Source organism: Bacillus sp. FSL M7-0558 (assembly GCF_038003245.1).
GTDB lineage: Bacteria > Bacillota > Bacilli > Bacillales > Bacillaceae > Bacillus > Bacillus pumilus.
Map to the genome: position 1 here is coordinate 379,260 of NZ_JBBOOU010000001.1, position 22,003 is coordinate 401,262.

General features: G+C 46.4%; 3 protein-coding genes. All 3 read left to right on the forward strand.

Translation table 11 applies throughout. The annotated features are described in order from the left end of the window. The first annotated feature begins 10 nt into the window (after positions 1 to 10). The 3 genes from MHB79_RS01950 (at position 11) to MHB79_RS01960 (ending at position 21,993) form a co-directional block, all read left to right on the forward strand. The gene (locus MHB79_RS01950; RefSeq protein ID WP_445661260.1) at positions 11 to 7,921 is read left to right on the forward strand and encodes an amino acid adenylation domain-containing protein; all 7,911 of its coding nucleotides are present in this window, start codon (positions 11 to 13) and stop codon (positions 7,919 to 7,921) included. Between the two features lie 44 nt (positions 7,922 to 7,965). Further along, positions 7,966 to 11,799, forward strand: a complete 3,834-nt coding sequence (locus MHB79_RS01955; protein WP_340988804.1) for a non-ribosomal peptide synthetase — start codon at positions 7,966 to 7,968, stop codon at positions 11,797 to 11,799. Between the two features lie 63 nt (positions 11,800 to 11,862). Continuing rightward, positions 11,863 to 21,993 (forward strand): non-ribosomal peptide synthetase, encoded by a 10,131-nt coding sequence (locus tag MHB79_RS01960; RefSeq protein WP_340988805.1) that lies wholly within the window; start codon positions 11,863 to 11,865, stop codon positions 21,991 to 21,993. Positions 21,994 to 22,003: the final 10 nt, after the last annotated feature.

Sequence of the window (22,003 nt, forward strand, 5' to 3'; positions counted from 1 at the left end):
GGATGCTTTTATGCTCACATCGAACGGCAAGGTAGATCGAAAAGCTTTACCAAAGCCGGACCCGGACGAAGCGTATCAGGAGAAAAAGGAAATCATTCAGCCTGAGACAGAGACAGAAAAGGCACTCGCTCAAATTTGGGAGGAGCTTCTTGTAAAAACGGTAGGAGTAGATGAACATTTCTTCATGGCTGGCGGGCACTCTCTTAAAGCGATGATGATGTCTGCGAAGATTCAAGAGGTGCTTCAAAAGGAAATGCCGATTCAAGTGATTTTTGAGAAGCCGACGATTCGTTCATTAGCGGCATATATCGATCAGGATGGTCAAGAAGAAATGGGGCATCCGATTTTACCAGCAGAGCAGGCGGACGAGTATCCGGTATCACCAGCTCAGCGCCGTTTATACATTTTGCAGACACTTGAACCAAACAGCACGAATTATCATATTCCAATCGTCTTAACGCTTGAAGGAACGCTCGAATATCAGCGGCTCAAATCGGCGTTCGATCAGTTGATCCAAACGCACGAAATCCTAAGAACGAGTTTTCATATGAATGGAGAAGATATTGTTCAAAGAGTGAATGAATGGACGGGATTTGACCTTCCTGTTCATGATATCAAGGAAGAAGAGGCGGAGGCATTTCTTTCTGAACATCAATCACCATTTGATTTAACAGCTGCGCCTTTATTACGAGCCCAGTTGTTGAAGGTCAGTGAAAACCGTCATCTTCTCGTCTTGGAAGCACATCATCTCATTACAGATGGCAGCTCCATGAAGACGTTCATACAAGATTTGGCGAAGGCCTATGATGGCGAAGCTCTTGCAGAAAGAACCATTCATTATAAAGATTACGCTGTCTGGCAGTTAAGTGAAGAAGAGACGGAGAAACAGAAGGAGCATGAAGCCTATTGGCTGAAGCAATTCGAAGGAGACTTGCCAGTATTAGAGCTGCCAACGGATTATTCGCGTCCAGCGGAACGTGATTTTTCAGGAGAACGATTCATGTTTGGCTGTGATCAAGCGACGACTCAGCGGATTCATGACCTGCTTCAGAAAACAGATACGACCATGTACATGTTCTTGTTATCTGCTTTTCAGGTGCTGCTTGCCACCTATAGCGGTCAGGAAGATATCATCGTTGGTTCCCCTGTTGCAGGACGGACACATCCTGATATACAGGACATGCCAGGGATGTTTATCAACACCGTTGCGATGCGCGGAAAACCAGAGCAAACGAAAACATTTTTACAGCTGCTTGAAGAAATAAAAGAAACGAGTGTTGATGCTTTTGCTCATCAAAGCTATCCGCTTGAAGAGTTAATTGCACGTCTTCCGTTAGATCGTGATACAACCCGAAGCCCGCTCTTTAGCGTGTCATTTAACATGCAGAACATGGAGGTTCCCGCGCTAAAGCTCGGCGACCTGCACATTTCGCCTTATGCCATACAGCATCACTCAGTCAAATTTGATTTGTCTCTAGAAGCATTTGAACGAGAGGGAGCATTAAAGCTGAGCTTTGACTATGCAGCGGCGTTATTTAAAGAAGAGACGGTCCGCAGATTCGGAACGCATCTTCTGGCGATTATTCATGAAGCGGTCCAACACCCGGAGGAACAGATCGGCTTGCTCCCTATTCTTGAACAGCATGAGCAAATAGAGCGGTTGGAGAAAAAAGACGAAGTGCAAACAAATCATCATGAGCCTTTCCACGTCCAATTTTCACGTCAGGCAAAGGAAACACCAGATGCCATTGCGGTGATGGATGATCAACGGAAGCTCACTTACGGCGAGCTGGAAGACATGTCAAATGCGCTTGGCAGTGAACTGAAGATACGCGGCGTCGAGGAAGAAAAGACTGTAGCGCTGATTCTTGATCGCTCTGTCTATGTCATCGTTTCAATGCTTGGTGTGATGAAAGCAGGAGGTGCATTTGTGCCAATTGATCCGGCCTTCCCTGCGGAACGTATCAATTACACGTTAGAAGATTCAGGTGCACAAGTGATCGTAACAAATGAGTCTCTTGCAGGGTCCTATCAACATCACAAGTCGATTCAGGTCGTGCAGGTTGAAAAAGCAGTACTTCAAAGCCGCATGTTAGATTTACCGGAAGCATCAGCCAATCAACTTTCGTATGTGATTTACACATCTGGGACAACAGGAAAACCGAAGGGTGTTCAGCTCACGCATCGTAATCTATCACACTACGTTAACTGGCTGACAAATGAGGTGACATTGCAAGAATGCGATCGGACGGCACTTCTTTCTTCTTATGCATATGATCTTGGTTACACAAGCATTTTCCCTGTCTTAAAGGCAGGAGGAACCCTGTATGTGCCTCGTGAAGATGTGTATACAGACCCGGTACGACTCATGCGTTTAATTGATGAACAAGAGCTGACTTATATCAAAATGACACCATCCTTATTTCATATGATGGCAGATTCGAAGGATCATGCATTTAACGCTTTACGCCTTGTCATACTTGGAGGAGAACCGATTGTCTCTGAGGACGTTGAGACATTTATGGAGCAGCATCCATGTGTGGCTGTGATGAACCACTACGGCCCGACAGAGACAACCATTGGAACTGTGACCAAGCTGATCACAAAGCAAGAGCTAGGCACACTCAAGGATCGCTCTGTGATCGGGCAGCCAATTGCTCATACAAGAGCGCTCGTACTTAATCGTCAGCAGCGCCTCGTCCCTTATGGCGCACCTGGAGAGCTTTATATATCAGGGGAAGGCGTATCGAGAGGGTATTTGAATCAGCCTGAATTAACGGCAGAGCGTTTTCTAGAAAATCCGTATTTTTCTGAAGAGCGGATGTATCGTACAGGAGATTTGGTCAGACAGCAGGCAAATGGAGACATTGAATTTCTCGGAAGAATAGATGATCAGGTGAAAATCCGCGGCTATCGTATTGAGAAGCAGGAAATTGAGCATGCCGCACGTGCACGATTATCCATTCAAGAGGTGTATGTCAAAGTACTTCATATGTCCCGTTTACCAGAGCTTGCACTTTATTACACGTCGCCTGAACCGATTGGAACACTGACGTTTAGAGAAAAGCTTGCGGAGACACTGCCGGATTATATGATCCCAACGTACTTTGTCAAAGTCGACCACATCCCGCTCGCGCAAAACGGAAAGGTAGATGCGAAGTCTCTGCCGCTTCCGCACGAGGTGCATATGAAGCGCGCGGTCCATGTAGCACCAGACACGGCACTTGAGCAGACGCTTTGCGATATTTGGTCAGAAGTACTTGCGGTTGAACAAATAGGTGTGCATGATCACTTCTTTGAATTGGGAGGTCATTCCCTCAAAGGCATGGTGCTCATTTCAAAAATGCAAGCCAAGCTGAACAAGCATGTGCCGCTCAAAGTCCTTTTTGAAAAGCCAACGATACGCGCTATGGCAGCTTATTTAGAAGAAGTGGGTTCCTCGGACATGACATCCATTCAGCCGGCGGAGAAGCAAGATTTCTATCCTGTCTCTTCTGCTCAAAAGCGGATGTATGTGTTGCAGCAGCTGCATCCAGAAGCAGTGACTTACCATATGCCTGCCGTATTGATGATGGAAGGCAGTCTAGATGTAAAGCAGCTAGAAGAAGCGCTGCAAGCCTTGATCGAACGACATGAATCATTGCGGACAGCCTTTGTAGAAATTGACGGCGTACCCGTTCAAAAAGTGTATCGCCGAGTGCCGTTTACGTTAGAGGTTGTTGAAGTAGAGAAAGGTCATGAGCAACCTGTCATAGACGCATTCATCACCCCATTCTCATTACATCAAGCACCATTAATGAGGGCAAAGGTGGCGAAGTTTTCTGAAGAAAAATATGTGTTCATGATGGATATGCACCATATCATCGCAGATGGTGTCACACGCAGTCTGCTCATTCAAGAATTGGCAGAGCTGTATGAGAAAAAGACGTTACCGCCAGTTCAGCTGCACTACAAGGATTATGCGGTGTGGCAGCAGGAAGAAAAGCAGCAAGCGCTGCTCCAGGAACAGCGTCAATATTGGCTGGAGCAATACGCAGAGCCACCTGAAGATTTGGCACTGCCACTTGATTTTCCGCGCCCTCATGTCCAGTCATTTGAAGGAGACCGAGTCGATAGATGGTTATCTCCTGAGAAGGTGCAGACCATTAAAGCACTCATGGCTGAAAAAGGTGTAAGCATGAACATGGTCATGCAAACGGCATTTGCTATTTTCCTTTCCAAATTAACTGGGCAGACAGATATCGTCATAGGCGCTGTCACAGCAGGACGTACACATGCTTCAATCGAACGGGTTCCAGGCATGTTTGTGAATACACTGGCTCTTCGACATGAAGTGCAGCTCGAGGAAACCACAGCACAATTGCTTGAAAAAATGAAAGATCGAAGTCTATCAGCCTATGAACATCAAGAATTTCCGTTTGAGGAATTGGTAGCACAGTTAGATCTTCCGAAAGACACTAGCCGCAACCCATTGTTTAGTGTCATGCTGACAACGGATGACCGTGATATGACGTTACCGAAACTAAATGGACTCAAGCTTTCGCAAAAACAGCAAGAGACAGTTCATGCAAAATTTGATGTAACGCTCGGTATATTCGAAGAAAAGAACAAAGTGGGCTTACGCTTTGAATATGCAACGGCGCTGTTTAAAAAGAAGACCATTCAGCGTTGGAGTCGATATTATGAACAAATCATAGACGAGATGCTGGCGAAGCTAAATGAACCAATTTCATCGCTTTCGATTTTAAATGAAGAGGAAAAACAAGAGCTGATCAATGAATGGTCAGGCCCTGTGCTACATGTACCGTCAGATCAAACGGTTCATGCACTGATTGAGGCTAAGGCATACCAGACACCTCATCAAAAAGCGGCGACCTTCCGCGGAACGAGCTGGACGTATGAGGAACTGAACAATCGGGCAAATACAGTCGCTTCAAGGCTCATTTCAAACGGTATAAAACGAGGTGACCGCGTCGGCATTCTCACTCGTCCGTCCCTTGACATGACGGCAGCTGTCCTTGGCGTTCTCAAGGCAGGTGCGGCATTCGTTCCAATTGATGCGGATTATCCGGATCAGCGTATTGCCTATATGCTGGAAGACTGCGGGGCAGAGGTGCTTCTCATGCAAAAAGGATTAACTGCACCAACTTCCTTTGCAGGTCATGTCCTGTTGATAGAAGATATCGTAGAAGGCGAAGCGCAAGAAATTCAGGTTCATGTCAAACCAACAGATCTCGCCTATATGATTTACACATCTGGAACGACAGGACAGCCGAAGGGTGTCATGGTTGAGCACCATTCTCTTGTCAATCTTGCGTTCTGGCACAATGATGCCTTCCAAGTGACAAACGCGGACCGAACCGCCAAATATGCCGGCTTTGGCTTTGACGCTTCCATTTGGGAAATGTTCCCGACATGGATCGCCGGCGCAGAGCTGCACATCATTGATGAAGCGATTCGTCTCGATATGATCAAGCTCAATGCGTATTTCAATGACGAAAATATCACCATTGCATTCCTGCCAACTCAGCTATGCGAGCAGTTTATGTCGATGGACAATCACTCCTTGCGTTACTTACTAACAGGAGGAGACAAGCTGAAACAGGTAAAACCAGTTCCATATCAACTCGTGAATAACTACGGTCCGACAGAAAACACCGTCGTGGCGACAAGCGGGATCATCGATCCAGATCAAGGCACGCTTCCGATCGGAACAGCGATTGCCAATACCCGTTTTTACATTATGGGTTCGTTATATGACCTCTCGCCGCCAGGCGTACCGGGTGAGCTTGTGATCGCAGGAAAAGGACTGGCAAGAGGGTACTGGAATCTTCCAGAGGAAACAGAGAAAAGCTTTGTCCCAGATCCATTTTATCCAGGTGAGCGTATGTACCTGACAGGCGACTTAGTGAAATGGACAGAGGATGGCGAGCTAATCTATCTCGGCAGAAAAGACCATCAGGTCAACATCCGCGGCTTCCGGATTGAGCTGTCAGAAATTGAGGCGCAGCTCCTTGCGCTGGCAGAAGTCAAAGAAGCAGTTGTGACAACGGTGAAAGATGCCAGCGAACAGGATGCCCTTGCCGCTTACGTCATCACAGATGAAGAAACGACCGACCTAAAAGAAAGTCTAAAACGAACGTTGCCAGACTATATGGTGCCTTCATGGATCATTAAGCTTGACCAACTGCCGATGACGGCAAATGGCAAGGTCGATCTGAAAGCATTGCCAGCACCTGATATGGAAGCGAACCAAACAGCATACGAAGCCCCAAGAGACGAAGTCGAAACACTACTATGCGGCATTTGGGAAGACGTGCTTGGCGTCAGCCAAGTCGGCATTCACGATCACTTCTTCTTCCTTGGCGGAGACTCGATTAAAGGCATTCAAATGGCAAGCAGACTCACACAAGCGGGCTGGAAGCTCGATATGAAACTACTATTCCAGTACCCAACCATTGCCGAGCTCCGTCCATATATCGAAGAAGCTGATCAACTGTCAGCCGACCAATCATCGGTTGAAGGGGAAGTCATGTTGACTCCAATTCAACGCTGGTTCTTTGAACGAACATTCACTGACCAGCATCATTGGAATCTCTCGATGATGCTTCATGCGCCAAATGGATTTGACCTTTTGATGACAGAACAAGTGATGCAGAAATTACTTTCACATCATGATGCACTGCGCATGGTATACAGGCAAGAGGATGGCGGCATCCTGCAATACAATCAGCGGGAGCTCACTGAACCGATTGCGGTTATTTCTCATGATGTCTCTAAAGAGCACGACGTGAAAAAAGCCATTTCCACCTATGCCAACGAGTATCAGCGTCAGCTGAACCTCGAAACAGGTCCGCTCATGAAAGTGATCTGTTTCCGTGCAAAAGATGGCGATCACTTACTTATCGTGACACACCATCTTGTGATTGATGGGGTCTCATGCCGAATTTTACTAGAGGACTTTATGTCTCTTTATCAACAGGCAGCCCAAGGACAAACGCTCGTCCTACCGCCTAAAACCCACTCCTTTAAAGAATGGGCAGAGGCGATCGAACGATACGCACAGTCCAAGCCGTTAAAAAGCCAAAGTGAGTACTGGAATGAGATTGACAGGACGCCAATGACCACTTTACCTGTTGATCATGAAGTAATGAAAAGAAAAGTTGCTCAAACAAAAGCAGTACAGATGCAGCTTTCAGAGTCTGAAACCGAGCATCTTTTAACAGACATTCATCTACCGTACACAACGGAAATGAACGATATTCTTCTATGTGCGCTCGGTCTTGCCGTTCAGGAGTGGACAGGTGAATCCCATGTACATGTGCAGCTTGAAGGTCATGGAAGAGAGGATATTTTATCAGGGCTGGATGTCTCCCGCACGGTTGGATGGTTTACGAGTATGTACCCAGTCGTACTGAAAGCAAAGCCGGATCAGACCGTAGCTGAGGCTATTAAAGGAACGAAAGAGATGCTGCGGCGTGTCCCGAATAAAGGGATCGGCTACGGGATTTTAAAATACCTCACAGCCACTGAATCGTCAGGACAGCATGTACAACCTGAAATCAGCTTGAACTATCTGGGGCAGATTGATCAAGAAGTGACGACTGAACTCTTTGGACCGTCCGCCTATGATATGGGACGACAAGCAAGCCATGATTCAGAAGCTGTCTATAAGCTGAATCTCAGTGGTCTTGTTCAACACAATCGATTCATGTTGTCGTGTTCCTATTGTACAGATGAATATGAAGAACAGACGATACAGCAGTTCGTGGCATTGCTAAAAGAAAAAATCCAATCCATCATGACTCATTGTTTAGCACAGCACGAACGAGAATTTACGCCAAGTGATTTCTCTGCTGGTGACCTTGAAATGGATGAAATGGACGATATATTTGACATGCTTGAGGAGAAATTGACCTAACAACATGAGATCAGACATAAAAACGGGAAGGGAGGATGAAATAGATGAGTTCATTTAAAAGGGATCAAGTTCAAGACATGTATTATTTGTCACCGATGCAAGAAGGCATGCTGTTTCATACCCTCCATCACCAAGAAAAGGGCTTTTATGTAGAGCAAATGGATATGAACGTAAAGGGAACACTGCGTCATGACTTACTTGAGAAAAGCATGAATGTCATCGTGGAGCGGTACGATATTTTTCGTACCGTATTTCTCCACGAAAAAGTGAAGCGCCCTGTCCAAGTTGTGCTGAAGAAACGTCCTTTTACGCTTGATGTGGTGGACATGCAGAATCTTTCTGAAGACGAACAGCTTGTACGTCTTGAGACATTTAAACAACAGGATCGTCTGAGAGGATTTGACCTTTCGAAGGATGCTCTCATGCGGGCAACAGTTTTCCAAACGGGCCCTGCCAGCTATCGCTGGATATGGAGCTATCATCATATCCTTCTTGATGGCTGGTGCTTTGGGCTTGTGGTGCAGGAGTTATTTGCGATTTATCATGCCCTTTTACATGACATCCCTTACAAACTGGAACCGGTTAAACCGTACAAAGAATATATTCAATGGCTTGAAAAACAAGATAAACAAGCATCACTTCAATATTGGCAGCAATCATTAGCCGGGTTTGATGGGCAATCTACCTTTAAAGAACAGAGAAAGCAAACGAATGAACATGAATTAGGCGAATTGGAATGGTCGATGAGTAAGGCAGAAACGGCTGCTTTATCAGAGTTAGCGTTCCAGCAAAATGCGACGTTAAGCAGTGTGCTGCAATCGGTCTGGTCAATTCTGCTGAGCAGATATCAGCGGTCAAATGATGTGCTGTTTGGCACGGTTGTGTCGGGACGTCCGGCAGATTTAGCTGGTGTTGACAGAATGGTTGGCTTGTTCATCAATGTCATCCCAAGAAGAATTCAGCTGACAGATGATATGACATTCCGTTCTCTTCTGTCAGAAACGCAGCAGCAGTCTCTTGCAGCCGAGCCGCATCAATATATTCCGATTTATGATATTCAGGCAAAGACAGGTCATCAGCCACTCATTGATCATATTGTCGTGTTTGAAAATGTCCCAGCCGCAAAGAAGGACGAGCAAGAGGCGCGGTTAGGATTTACTGTGGAAAACATGAATGTGTATGAAAAATCGAACTATGATCTCAATTTGCTGGCATCACCAGGAGAACAATTGCAATTGAAGCTGGCCTTTAACAAAAAAGCATTTGATCCTCAATTTGTTCAACGGTTAAAGGAGCAGCTGAGTTTATTGATGAGCGAGGCGATCAAGCATCCTGATCAATCGGTTCATACACTTACACTTGTCACGAAACAGGAAAAGCAGCTGATTCTTGAGGAATGGAATGCGCCCGAGCTTGAGCATGACCAGCTATATTTGTCGAAATGGTTTGAGCATAATGTCCGCAAACAACCGAATGCGGTCGCATTATCAGCAGGTGAGCACACGATGACATATGCGGAGCTGAATGAACAAGCTAACCGATTGGCAAGACATTTGCAAAAAAATGGGGTCACGCATCAAACGGTCATCGCCATTTTAGCGGGCCGCACGCCTGAACTGATTGTCAGTCTACTTGCTGTCTTAAAAGCAGGTGCAATCTATGTGCCAATTGATCCCGATTATCCAGAAAGCCGCATTCAATACATGCTTAAAGACAGCGGGGCAACGCATCTACTGACTCACTCATCCTTTATCGGTCAAGTGAAGGGACTTGCGTTTGATGGAAAGTATCTGTTTGCAGATGATCAAGAAATTTCACTGATGAGCTCAGAGAATCTGCCGCTTGAAGCAGGCTTACACGATACGGCTTACATCATGTATACGTCTGGTACAACAGGTCAGCCAAAAGGCATCATGACGACCCATTCCAATATTGCCCGGGTGGTCAAAAATACAAACTACTTAACCATTTCAGAAACAGATACACTGCTGTCATTATCCAACAGCGTATTTGATGGCTTTACATTTGATGTGTATGGCGCACTTTTAAACGGAGCGAAGCTTGTCTTGCCGAACAAAGAGACCATTTTAAACATGGGCGAGCTGACGGGATTGATTAAAAGGGAAAACATTTCTGTCATGTTTGTTCCAACGGCATTATTTAATCTCCTTGTTGATGAAGAAACCGACTGGATGCGTAGTGTGCGCAAGGTGCTATTCGGAGGAGAGCGGGCATCGGTACAGCATGTGAGGAAAGCCTTTGCTGTCATGGGGAAAGGCAGACTCATCAATGTCTATGGCCCAACCGAATCAACAGTATTCGCCACTTATTATCCAGTCGATGAGGCTCTGCCGATGGAAGCCCGTTCGATTCCAATCGGAAAGCCGCTCAACCAGACGGGTGCGTATATATTGAGTCAGCACAGGCAGCTTCAGCCGATTGGAATGGTCGGAGAGCTTTGTCTGAGCGGCAAAGGGCTTGCGAAGGGGTATTTGAATCGTCCTGATCTGACAAAACAAGCCTTTATCGCGCATCCATTCGCTACGGGAGAAAGGCTGTATCGTACAGGAGACTTGGCTTATTTTCGAACGGACGGTTTGATTGAGTATGCAGGCAGAGTGGATGATCAGGTGAAAATTCGCGGTCACCGAATTGAGCTGTCAGAAATTGAAGCCCACCTTCTCATGCATCCAGGTGTAAAACAAGCGGCTCTTATAGCTGATCAGCATAACACGCAGCATACAAGGCTGCTCGCCTATATGACGTGTGAGGAGGAGTGGAAGGATAAACTGGATGTGATCAAATCAGGGCTGAAGGAAAAACTTCCGGCTTACATGCAGCCTCATGACCTGATCAGACTTGAGAAAATACCACTTACGCCAAATGGAAAGGTTGATAAACGTCAGCTGCCAAAGCCAGCGTTGCCTCAAGGAAACCGTCATGTGAAGCTTCCGGTAAATGAGGTAGAACAAAAGCTACTTGTGATGTGGCGGGAAGTGCTTGAACGAGAAGATATCAGCACAGATGACCATTTCTTTGAGCTTGGCGGGCATTCATTAAAAGCGATGTCGCTTTTATCCAAGATGTCGAAGGAATTCGATGTTCAGGTGCCTATTCACTTGCTGTTTGAGACGCCTACCATTGAAGCAATCAGCCGTTATATTCAACAGCAGGATCAGGAAGCATCCGGCTATCTTGTATTCAATGAATCTCAAACGCCAACAGTCCTTGCTCTACCCCCATTACCAGGCTATGGCTTTATCTATCAGGAAGCCGCAAAAACGCTCGATGGTGTTCGTTTGATCGCCTTTGACTTTATTGAAGCTGATCACCGAATCACGCAATACGTTCAACATATCCAGCACCTTCAGCCTGAAGGACCGCTGACTTTGATGGGTTACTCTGGCGGGTGCTACCTAGCCTTTGAGCTTGTTCAATCGCTCGAACAAGCAGGGCGGACCGTCGAAAAAGTCATCATGATCGATTCCTATAAGAAAATAGGAGAAAGTGATTTAGAAGGACGATCCATTGATGACGATATTGCAGCGATCGTCCATCAGTCGAAGCAAAGTGAACTTGCCCAAGCGGAGCTCATTCAAGACGCGCTTGCTCAAAAAACGAGGGCTTACTATGAAACTTTTGTTAAGGGGGTGAACCAAGGAGAGATACAAGCAAACATTGACTTTATCCAATCCGAAGAGCACATTGCGATACCAGAATGGATGGAACATTGGGAAACTGCAACGACCGGCGCTTATCGACAATTTCAAGGCTATGGTCAGCACGCCGACATGTTCAAAAACAAAGAATGTGCCGCCCGAAATGCACAGCTAATTAAAGAAATAGTCCATCATAAAAATAGAGAAACAGTCTTGTAAACTTTAGATGAGGCAGGGGTGCACACTGGCAGCCCTGCCTGACAAAAAAGGGAAGGAACTCATATGAAACCATCAACCATTAACCAATCGAATGTACATGAATCAATGGATACGATTTTACAAGATGTACAGAAAACCATTTTACAAACCAACGAAATCGAACGCTTCGCTGTTTTTTCTCGTGAAAAAACCATTCGACCACGGCCATATCACCTCTCTCATTTATTTCTAGACCAACACATGGAGCAGGAGGCCGCAGCTGAATGGATACAAACGCAAATGGCTTCACCTGCTTTAGCGGACATGCCCCCAGCCATTTCCTATGGAGGGGATATAGATGTTCGTGCAGGAGCTCAAACCTTGCAGGACGCTCTAACTGAGGCAGCCAAAACAACAAATGGGCTGACTTATATCATCAATAGTGAAAACGAGCTCACGCAATCCTACGCGCAGTTAAAGGAGGATGCCGAGCGGGTGTTGACGGGTTTAAGGGCACTAGGGCTTGAGCCAGGAGATCCTGTGTTCTTTCAATTTTCATCGAATCATGCGATGGTCACGGCTTTTTGGGCATGTGTGTTAGGCGGATTTGTCCCAACACTTGTGTCGGCAGCCCCGACCTATCGGGAAATGAATGCCTCAGTGAAGAAGCTTCATCACGCTTGGGACCTGCTGGAGCATCCGCTCATTCTCACGGATGACTCGCTGATTGATGAGGTGCAAGGCTTGGCTTTACTGTGGCATACAGATCAATTACGTGTGGCAGCCGTTGAACCAATGCTTACTTTAGAAAGAGATCTAGAAGCACACCCAGTCACGCCCGATGATTCCGTCTTTTTTATCTTAACGTCTGGAAGTACGGGGATGCCTAAATGCGTAGAGCATTCTCATAGAAGTGTGCTGGCGAATGTCAAAGGAACAGTGGCAGCCAATGGGTTTACACAAGAGGATGTCTCGTTAGACTGGATGCCATTAGATCATATTGGCGGCATTGTCATGTTCCATCTTGTCAATGTGTACACAGGCTGTGAGCAAATTCGAGCAAGAACAGATGACTTCATCGCTCAGCCGCTGCGCTGGCTTGACTGGATAGACCGCTATCGTGCAACGAAGACATGGGCACCTAACTTCGCATTTGCGATGATCAATGATTATGAGAAAGAAATCTCTTCGGGATCGTGGGATCTTTCTGCTATGACTTGTATGATCAATGGGGCAGAAGCAGTCGTACCGAAGACGATTCACCGGTTTTTACACCTGCTCGCTCCGCACGGCTTAAAAGGAGACGTCATCAGACCAGCTTTCGGCATGTCAGAAATCTCATCAGCCGTGGTCTTCTCTTTTGCGATTGAGCGGGGAGATGAAAACAGCGGGGTACTGACCTTTGAGGAAACATCGCTGACAGAGCAGCTAAGACCAGCAGAGGCACGCGAAACTGGAACCGTCAGCTTTACAGAGCTCGGGAAACCGATTCCGGGTATCACGATTCGTATCGTCAACCATGAGCATGAGCTTCTTCCCGAAGATCATATCGGCAGCGTGCAAATCAAAGGGCCGACGACAATGAAGGGCTATTACAAGAATGACGAAGCGAATCAAGAGGTTTTTCAAACAGAGGGCTGGTTCCACACGGGTGATTTAGGTTTTCTGCATGAAGGAAGGCTGACATTAACTGGCAGAGAAAAAGACATGATCATCATCAACGGGAAAAATTATCACAACTATGAAATTGAAGCCATGGCAGAGGAAGTACCCGGCGTAGAAACAAGCTTTGTGGCAGCTTGCTCCGTTCGGATGGAGGCATCTGCATCCGATGAACTGATTCTCTTTTTTACACCGAAGCTGTATGAGCCTGCTTATATCATGAGGGCTAGCCAGCACATTAAAACCCATATTGCGACAAAAATGGGTCTTTATGCATCAAGGATTATTCCTGTCCAGAAGCATGCCTTTCCGAAAACAAGCTCTGGAAAAATAGAAAGGGCACAGCTCAAGACAAGGTGGCAGGAAGGTGAATTTGACGAAATCATCAAGGAACTGGACATCAGACTTGAAAATGAACACACCTTGCCTGATTGGAGTTATCAAAAGAAGTGGACACCCGCTCCGCTTCATGAAACGGAAAAGCAAACAGAAGGGGACATGGTGATCTTTGCAGATGAGTTAGGGCTGGCAGATCAATTGAAATTCCTCTCAAACCATGAACAAACCTATATCACGGTTGAACCGGGTCAAGCATTCACACAACTCACACCCACTCACTTCATCATCCACCCGAATCGGCCGTCAGACTACGAACAACTCTTTGAGACGCTCCGTTCGTATGGCGTTTCGGTGAAACAAATCATTCACCTTTGGAACTACACAAACAAGAAAGACACATTACAGGCGGAAATAGCGAAGGAAGCACAGAAAGCTGGCAGCATGAGTGCATTGTATGTAACAAAAGCGATCGCCGCCTATGAGGAATCTGTAGAGATGACCTTTGTCTCCGCTCATGCGATGAATTTGCCAGAAGACAAAGTACATCATGTGGAAAAAGCAACAACAGCGGGATTGATGACAGCTGTTCAGCATGAATGGCCGTTTATCAAGGTGCGATGTCTTGATTTTTCTCTCACAGAATCGGTTGGTCATTCTCATGTATCGGCGATCATGACAGAGCTCATCCATGGCACAAGTCAGCATGTCGCTGCTTATCGTGAAGGTGTTCGTTATATTCCTCTTATAGCGCCGCTTCATCTGGAAAGAGAGCAAAAGAGGAAAAAACCGCCATTTGAATCATCGGGGCTTTACGTGATGACAGGCGGGCTTGGCGGAATAGGACGGATGCTAAGTGAACATCTTCTAACATCCTATCACGCGCATCTTGTGCTGCTTGGAAGAAAGGCACGAGAAGCTTTAAGTGCGGAGCAGCAAGACGTATTGACCTCACTTGAGAAACAAGCGGAAAAACGCGGCGGCACTGTTCATTATGAAGAAGTGGACTTGACGAATGCAAAAGCCCTTGAAGCCCTTATCTCGAGACAAGAGGTGGCTCATGGAAAAAGGCTGCATGGTGTGATTCATTTCGCTGGCATCATTCAAGAAGAGCTGCTTGCGGACATGACGTCTGCGTCCTTACATGCGATGTACGAAGCAAAGGTATATGGCACGATTGCGCTTCATGAAGCGGCTTCTAAACGGCATAATGTCTTATTTCTTTCTAGCTCATCAGCTCGAACGTTAAAGGGCGGGATGACCGTAGGCGCTTATTGCGCTGCCAATGAGTTCGTTGAACAATTTGCTCATTATCAGAGGCTGACATCTACCGTGAAGCCGTACTGCTTTAGCTTTAGCATGTGGGATGAGATCGGCATGAGCGAGGGTTCGATGATCAAAGGCATGTTAAAAGAAAGAGGCTATCTTCCGATTCCGAAGCGGGCGGGCTTGCAGACGATGCTGGCATGTTTGATGACAGATGCACCTCTCATTTATATGGGATTAGATCGGTCGAAGCAGGACATTCAAGAGATGCTTCATGCGAAGAGCCGAACAGAGAAAGCCGTGTATGTCTTTTTCAAAACCGACAAAACAAAAACCATTGAAGAACGGCTGTATCAGTCCATTTATACGTCTTTGCAGTCTCATCTATCTGGTGAATATTCCGTCCATCTATTTCCTGAGGAATATTGGAAAGAATCAGAGGATGGCATGCCGGATGAAGCGCATTTCAAAGCACTCATTGAGGATAGTGGACAGGAAGCCGAGGACAGAGCGCCTCAAACGGAGACGGAGAAACTTTTGGCAAGCATTTGGTCCGAGCTGCTTGATGTCTCAAATGTCAGCTGTGGTGATCATTTCTTTCTACTCGGGGGTCATTCGCTCAAGGCAACGCAAATGCTGTCTGCGGTGAGACAAAAAATGGGGTTTGATGTGCCTCTCGCTGTTCTTTTTGAGCATACGAGACTTGGGGAATTAGCGGCATGGATCGATTCGCATGCAAAAGTGGATGAAGCGGTACAGGTGCGGAAAATGGCAAAGGGCCAGAAGATTCCGATGTCCTATGCCCAGCAAAGACAGTGGTTTCTCTATCAATTACAGCCTGATCTGCCATTTTACAATAATACAATTTCCTTTCGGATGAATGGATCTTTAGATGTGAAGGTGCTTCGGCGCAGTCTTCAGCAAATGGTGCAAAGGCATGAGGCGCTTAGAACTTCCTTTACCATGAGCGGCGATGAACCGGTGCAGATCATCCATGAGCATATGACCCTTCAAGAGCTTGAAGTGGTGGATCTATCAGATCTGACGTCACAGGAAGAAAAAGAACAAAAAGCGGCTGAGTGGGCAAAAAGAGAGGCAAGCACAGCTTTCCGCTTAGAGCATGATCCGCTCTTTCGGGTAAAACTGATTCGGTTGTCGGACACAGATCATTTGCTGCTAATGTCCATTCACCACATTGTGTCAGATGGCTGGTCTGTTGGGATTGCCGCAAGAGAGCTGTCTGAATGGTATACAGCGATGATTGACAAGAGAGAGCCTGATCTTTCGCCGCTGCCAATACAATATGCGGATTACGCCCTATGGCAGAAGGAGTATTTGACTGGAGAGACGCTCCAAAAGCAGGTTTCCTATTGGAAGGAGCAATTTGCTGTCCCTGTAGAAGATTTGGTTTTGCCGTATGACTACCCGCGGCCAGCCGTTCAATCCTACAAGGGAAAAACGGAAAAATACCACCTGTCGCAGTCGCTGTCTGAGCAGCTGGCAGCTCTTTCTAAAAAAACAGACAGCACCCTTTATATGACGTTACTGACTGCCTTTTCTACCTTGCTGCACCGTTTGTCTTCACAGGATGAGTTTGTGATTGGGTCAGTCATTGCTGGGAGAAATCGGACGGAGATGGAGCATCTCATCGGATTTTTCGTCAATACGCTGGCACTTCGGATCGATCATAGCGGGAATCCTGCTTTCACTGACCTATTAGAACGGGTGAAAGAAACAACAATGGGCGCTTATGCGCATCAGGATGTGCCGTTTGAGATGGTCGTAGATGAGCTGAATATTGTACGTGAGGCTGGCAAACAGCCGCTGTTTCAGGTCATGTTCGTTTTGCAAAATCTTCCTCTTGAGGCTTCTCCGATGGGGGAGGCGACATCTGTTTTAGCCATTGAAGATAACGATACCGCCAAATTCGATCTATCCCTGTTTGTTTTTGAAGGAGCGGAGGGTCTTCAACTAAAACTGGAGTATGATGTGGACTTATTTTCTGACGATACGATGGACCGGTTCCTTCGGTACTACGAGCAGCTGCTTGAGCGTATTTGTGAAAATCCAGCACAGCCGATTAGACTAATGAATTACCTGCCAGAAAAAGAGAAGCATCAGCTGCTCTATGAATGGAGCGGCAAAACAGATCAGCCTGCAGGCCCGCTTCTCATCACTGAACGGTTTGAAGCGCAGGTGAGAAAGTCACCCGATGCCATCGCTCTCGAATTCGGGGAAGAGCAGTGGACGTATCGTGTGTTACAAGAGAAAGTCGACCGGCTTGCGGCTTCTCTGCAGCAGCGAGGTGTGACGCCGCATGAACCAGTAGGGCTGCTCATCGACAGGTCGCCTGAAATGATTCTTGGGGTGCTGGCGATTGTGAAAGCAGGAGGCGCCTATGTGCCAATTGATCCTGAATATCCAGATGCCCGCATTGATTATATGCTGAGGGATACAGGTATTCAGCTGTTACTGACAAAAAATAAATGGCTGAAAAAGGTGTCCATCAGTCAAACCGAACTCATTTGTCTTGATGAAGGATATGAAGAATTTTTATCAGAAGCAGAACTCATACCTGCTGCCTTAAAACCTGATGGACTCGCTTATATCAATTACACCTCAGGATCAACTGGACAGCCAAAAGGGGTATTGATCCCGCATCAAGCAGTCATCCGGCTTGTGTGTGAAACAGATTATGTCACCCTTGATGAACATACACGTATTTTACAAATCGCTAGCTTCTCCTTTGATGCCTTTACGTATGAAATATGGGGAGCCCTGCTAAACGGGGGAAGACTGATCCTGACCGATCGAAATACAGTTTTATCAATGGATACACTGGCTGATACACTGACATCATACAAGATCACAACAGGATTTCTGACGGTGCCGCTGTTCAACCGATTGACAGAAGAACATCCAGAAGCTTTATCTGGATTCGATGCATTATTGGTCGGTGGTGATGCGCTCTCAGCTGCTCATATCCGCAAGGCACTGCCGTATTTACCGGAAGGGCTTTTAAACGGCTATGGACCAACTGAGAATACGACGTTCTCCTGTGTGCATCACATTCGTTCATTAGACGAAGGGCAGACGACCGTTCCTATCGGTCAGCCAATTGCTTATTCACAAGCCTATGTATTAGACGACCAGCTGCAGCCGGTTCCGCAGGGTGTCATTGGAGAAATCTACGTTGGCGGAACAGGGCTGGCACTCGGCTACCTTGGAGATGAAGAAAAAACATCGCAATCATTTATCCCGCATCCTTTCCATAAAGGAGAGCGTTTATATAAAACAGGTGATATGGGCCGCTGGCTCCCAAATGGCATCATCGACTGCCTTGGAAGAATGGATCATCAAGTGAAAATACGCGGACATCGCGTCGAATGCGGAGAAATTGAAGCCGCTATGCTGAGTGTTGAAGACATCGTAGAATGTGCGGTTATTCCGCATCAGCACGAGAGTGGTCATAAGCGCCTGATCGGTTACTTTGTCCAAAAAGGTGAATGGACTCAGCAAGACCTTCGACGCAAGTTAAAAGATAGACTGCCAGATTATATGGTACCGAGCCTATTCATAGAGCTCGAGGAACTGCCGCTCACGCCAAACGGCAAGGTAGATCAAAAGCATCTCCCGCCGCCAGTGTGGAGACAGGAAGAAGCAGACAAACCAGCAGATCAGGCACTCAGTGAGGGAGAACGGGTGCTGGAAAAGGTGTGGACTCAGCTTCTTGGCACTCCTTCAATCGGTGTTCATGATAACTACTTTGAGCTTGGCGGAGATTCTATTATTGTCATACAAATGGTGGCACGCCTAGCACAGGAAGGCTACATCATACAGCCGAGAGATGTATTTGAAAAACAGACCATTTCACAGCTGGCACGCGCTATGAAAAAAGCAGATGTATCTGTGTCCTATGATCAATCACCTGTTACAGGAAATGTTCGTCTGCTTCCAATCCAATCTTGGTTCCTTGAACAATCGATGACAAACCAAGATTATTGGAATCTATCAGCGCATATTGAATTCAAGCAATCGATACAACCCGAGCAGTTAACACAAGTTCTTTCAAAGCTTGTCGATCATCACGATATGCTGAGAGCTATTTATACAAAAGCAGCAGACGGTACATGGATTCAAACCGTTCGTGCGCCTGGCATCATTCCTTGTGTCACTTTCTTTGATTTGACGGATGTTTCTCACGAGGAAGCACTAGAGCAAATCCGCATGGAGACAAGCGCTCGTCAAGGAACATTGTCATTAGAGCGGGGAGAAGTGATCAAAGCCATTCTTTTTCAGACAAGTGATCGTACGTCTGAACTCTTTATCGCAGCCCACCATCTTGTGATGGATGGAATATCGTGGCGCATCATACAGGAAGATGTATTAAATGGGTTAAAGCAGGCTGCGGCAGGGCAGGAGATCACGCTTGCAAAGAAAACCGCTTCCTATCAACAGTGGGCAGAGGCACTCTATGAATATGCACAAACCGATCAATTACAAGAGCAGGTTCCTTTTTGGGAAAAGATCATGAATCAAGAGGAAGAAGGTTCGCCTTTTCAACCACCTGCGCTTTTCAATATAGAAGAACATGCAGAGATCCTGACTGTTCAATTGACGAAGGATCAAACAGACATTTTACTAAGGCACGCATCACAAGCGTACCGAACAGAGGTCAACGATTTACTCCTGTCAGCACTTGCGCAAGCTGTTGGAAAGCCACTACTGATTACGTTAGAAGGGCATGGACGCGAGGATTTATTTGAACAGATGGATTTGTCACGGACAGTCGGCTGGTTTACAAGCTCTTATCCTATTTTTATTCCTTTTATTCAAACCGATGTTGAGAGACAAATTAAAGATGTCAAAGAAACCTTAAGAGCTGTGCCGCAAAAGGGGATCGGCTATGGCTTACTTCAATACATGACCGCATCACGTTTACTTAAAACGGCAGCGCCGCAGGTGAGCTTTAATTACCTTGGACAATTAGATCAAATAGATGGTGAGGCAAATCTGTATATAGCAGATGAACGAAATGGACATGTACATGACCCAAAAGCAGAAAGACAGCATTTGATCGATGTGTACGGATACGTTGTCAGTGGTCAGCTTCAGATGAATTTTATGATCAATCGTGAACTGCTTCAGGAGGAAGAGGTGCGTCAGTTACCTGAACGATTTAAAGAAAAAATGGAGGGCATTTTGACGCATTGTGTAGAGGCAAAAGGCGGCTTTACGCCATCTGATTTTCCAATGGTCCAGCTGACGCAAAAGCAAATAGATGAGCTTCCAGACAATGTGGTAGATGTGTATCCATTATCTCCGATGCAGCAAGGGATGCTGTTTCATGCACTGTTAGATCAAGCATCACAGGCGTATTTTGGTCAGGTGCATATGACACTCGAAGGCTTAACGGACGGCGAAGCCTATGAAAAAGCATGGAATCTGCTTGTGGAACGTCATTCGATTTTACGGACAAGATTTGCTTGGGAGGGGCTAAAGGAGCCTGTCCAATTGATTCAATCAGAAGGAAGCATTCACCTCACTCAGCACGATGTGCGCCACCTGAGTGAAATGGATCAGAAGAAAACTATTGAGCGTTATTTACAATCCGATCGTTCAAAGGATTTTGATTTGGAAAATACGGCTGAACCGCTCATTCGTATCGCTTTGTTCCATCGTGACGAGAAAACTTGCACGTTTGTTTTTAGCTTTCATCATATTTTAATTGATGGCTGGAGCCTGTTCGGCTTGATTGAGGAATCCTTTTCAATGTATCGCTCGCTTGTGGATGAACGAGAGATGAACCTTCCTGCTGTGCGTCCATACAAAGATTTTATTGAGTGGCTGCAAAAGCAGGATCAAGAGAAGGCACAAGAGTTCTGGAAACATTATATGTCAGGAGTAGAGGAAGCCACACCACTTCCAGGAAACGGAGAGCAAGCTTCGGATGAAGGAGCAGGTATTGATCAAATTAGTATCAAACTGACGCCTGAAATGCAGCAGAAGCTGGAGAAAATGACAGGGACACAGAAGGTCACGATGAGCACACTGATTCAGGCGGCATGGGGTCTGCTCTTGCACCTTCATTCAGGCTCAGAGGATGTCGTGTTCGGTGTCACAGTATCTGGCCGGCCGGCGGACTTACCAGAGGTTGAAAGCATGACAGGGCTCTTTATTAACACCTTGCCGCTTCGTTTGCCGATCACACCAGACAGGACCATTGCCGAACTGCTTACGCAGACGCAGGAAACGGTTTTTCACATGCGAGAATTCGAGTATACCGTACTCCCAGATATTCAGCAGATGACCCAAATTTCGAATGGAGAATCATTGTTTAACAGCATTGTCGTGTTTGAAAACTACCCGATTGAATCTGTAGAGCCGTATGGTGTACGGATCTTAGACATAGCTAGTCATGAAGAAACCAACTATGACCTGACCCTTGTGGCTGTCCCGGGAGATACGCTGGAGCTTCGGGTCACATACCGCTTCAATCAATATAAAGAAAAACAAATACAATCGCTGATGCAGCAGCTGGTCCATACACTTGAAGCCATGACAGAACAAGTGGAGACACCACTCTCTTCCTTCACGATCGTGACAAATAAAGAAAAAGAGCGGATGATCACCGATTGGGCGAAAAATGCACAAGTCAGCGTGCTGTACCCAGATCAAGAAGAGGTCTATTCAGTTATTCATGATCCTTCGTGTGAGACGGAAATCTATGTTCTGAGCGAAGAGCATCAGCTCATGCCGGTAGGATTTCCTGGAGATATTTTTATCGGTGCAAAGGATATCAAGGCACTTTGTGGAGAGCTTGCCGATTGGATGGAGACGCATAAAATTCCGCATCCATTCAAACATCAAACTGGCGAATACCTCTATCCGACAGGGGATGTCGGCGTTTGGACTGAAAAAAACAAGATTCAGATTTTGGATTGGGTGTAGGAGGAGAAGA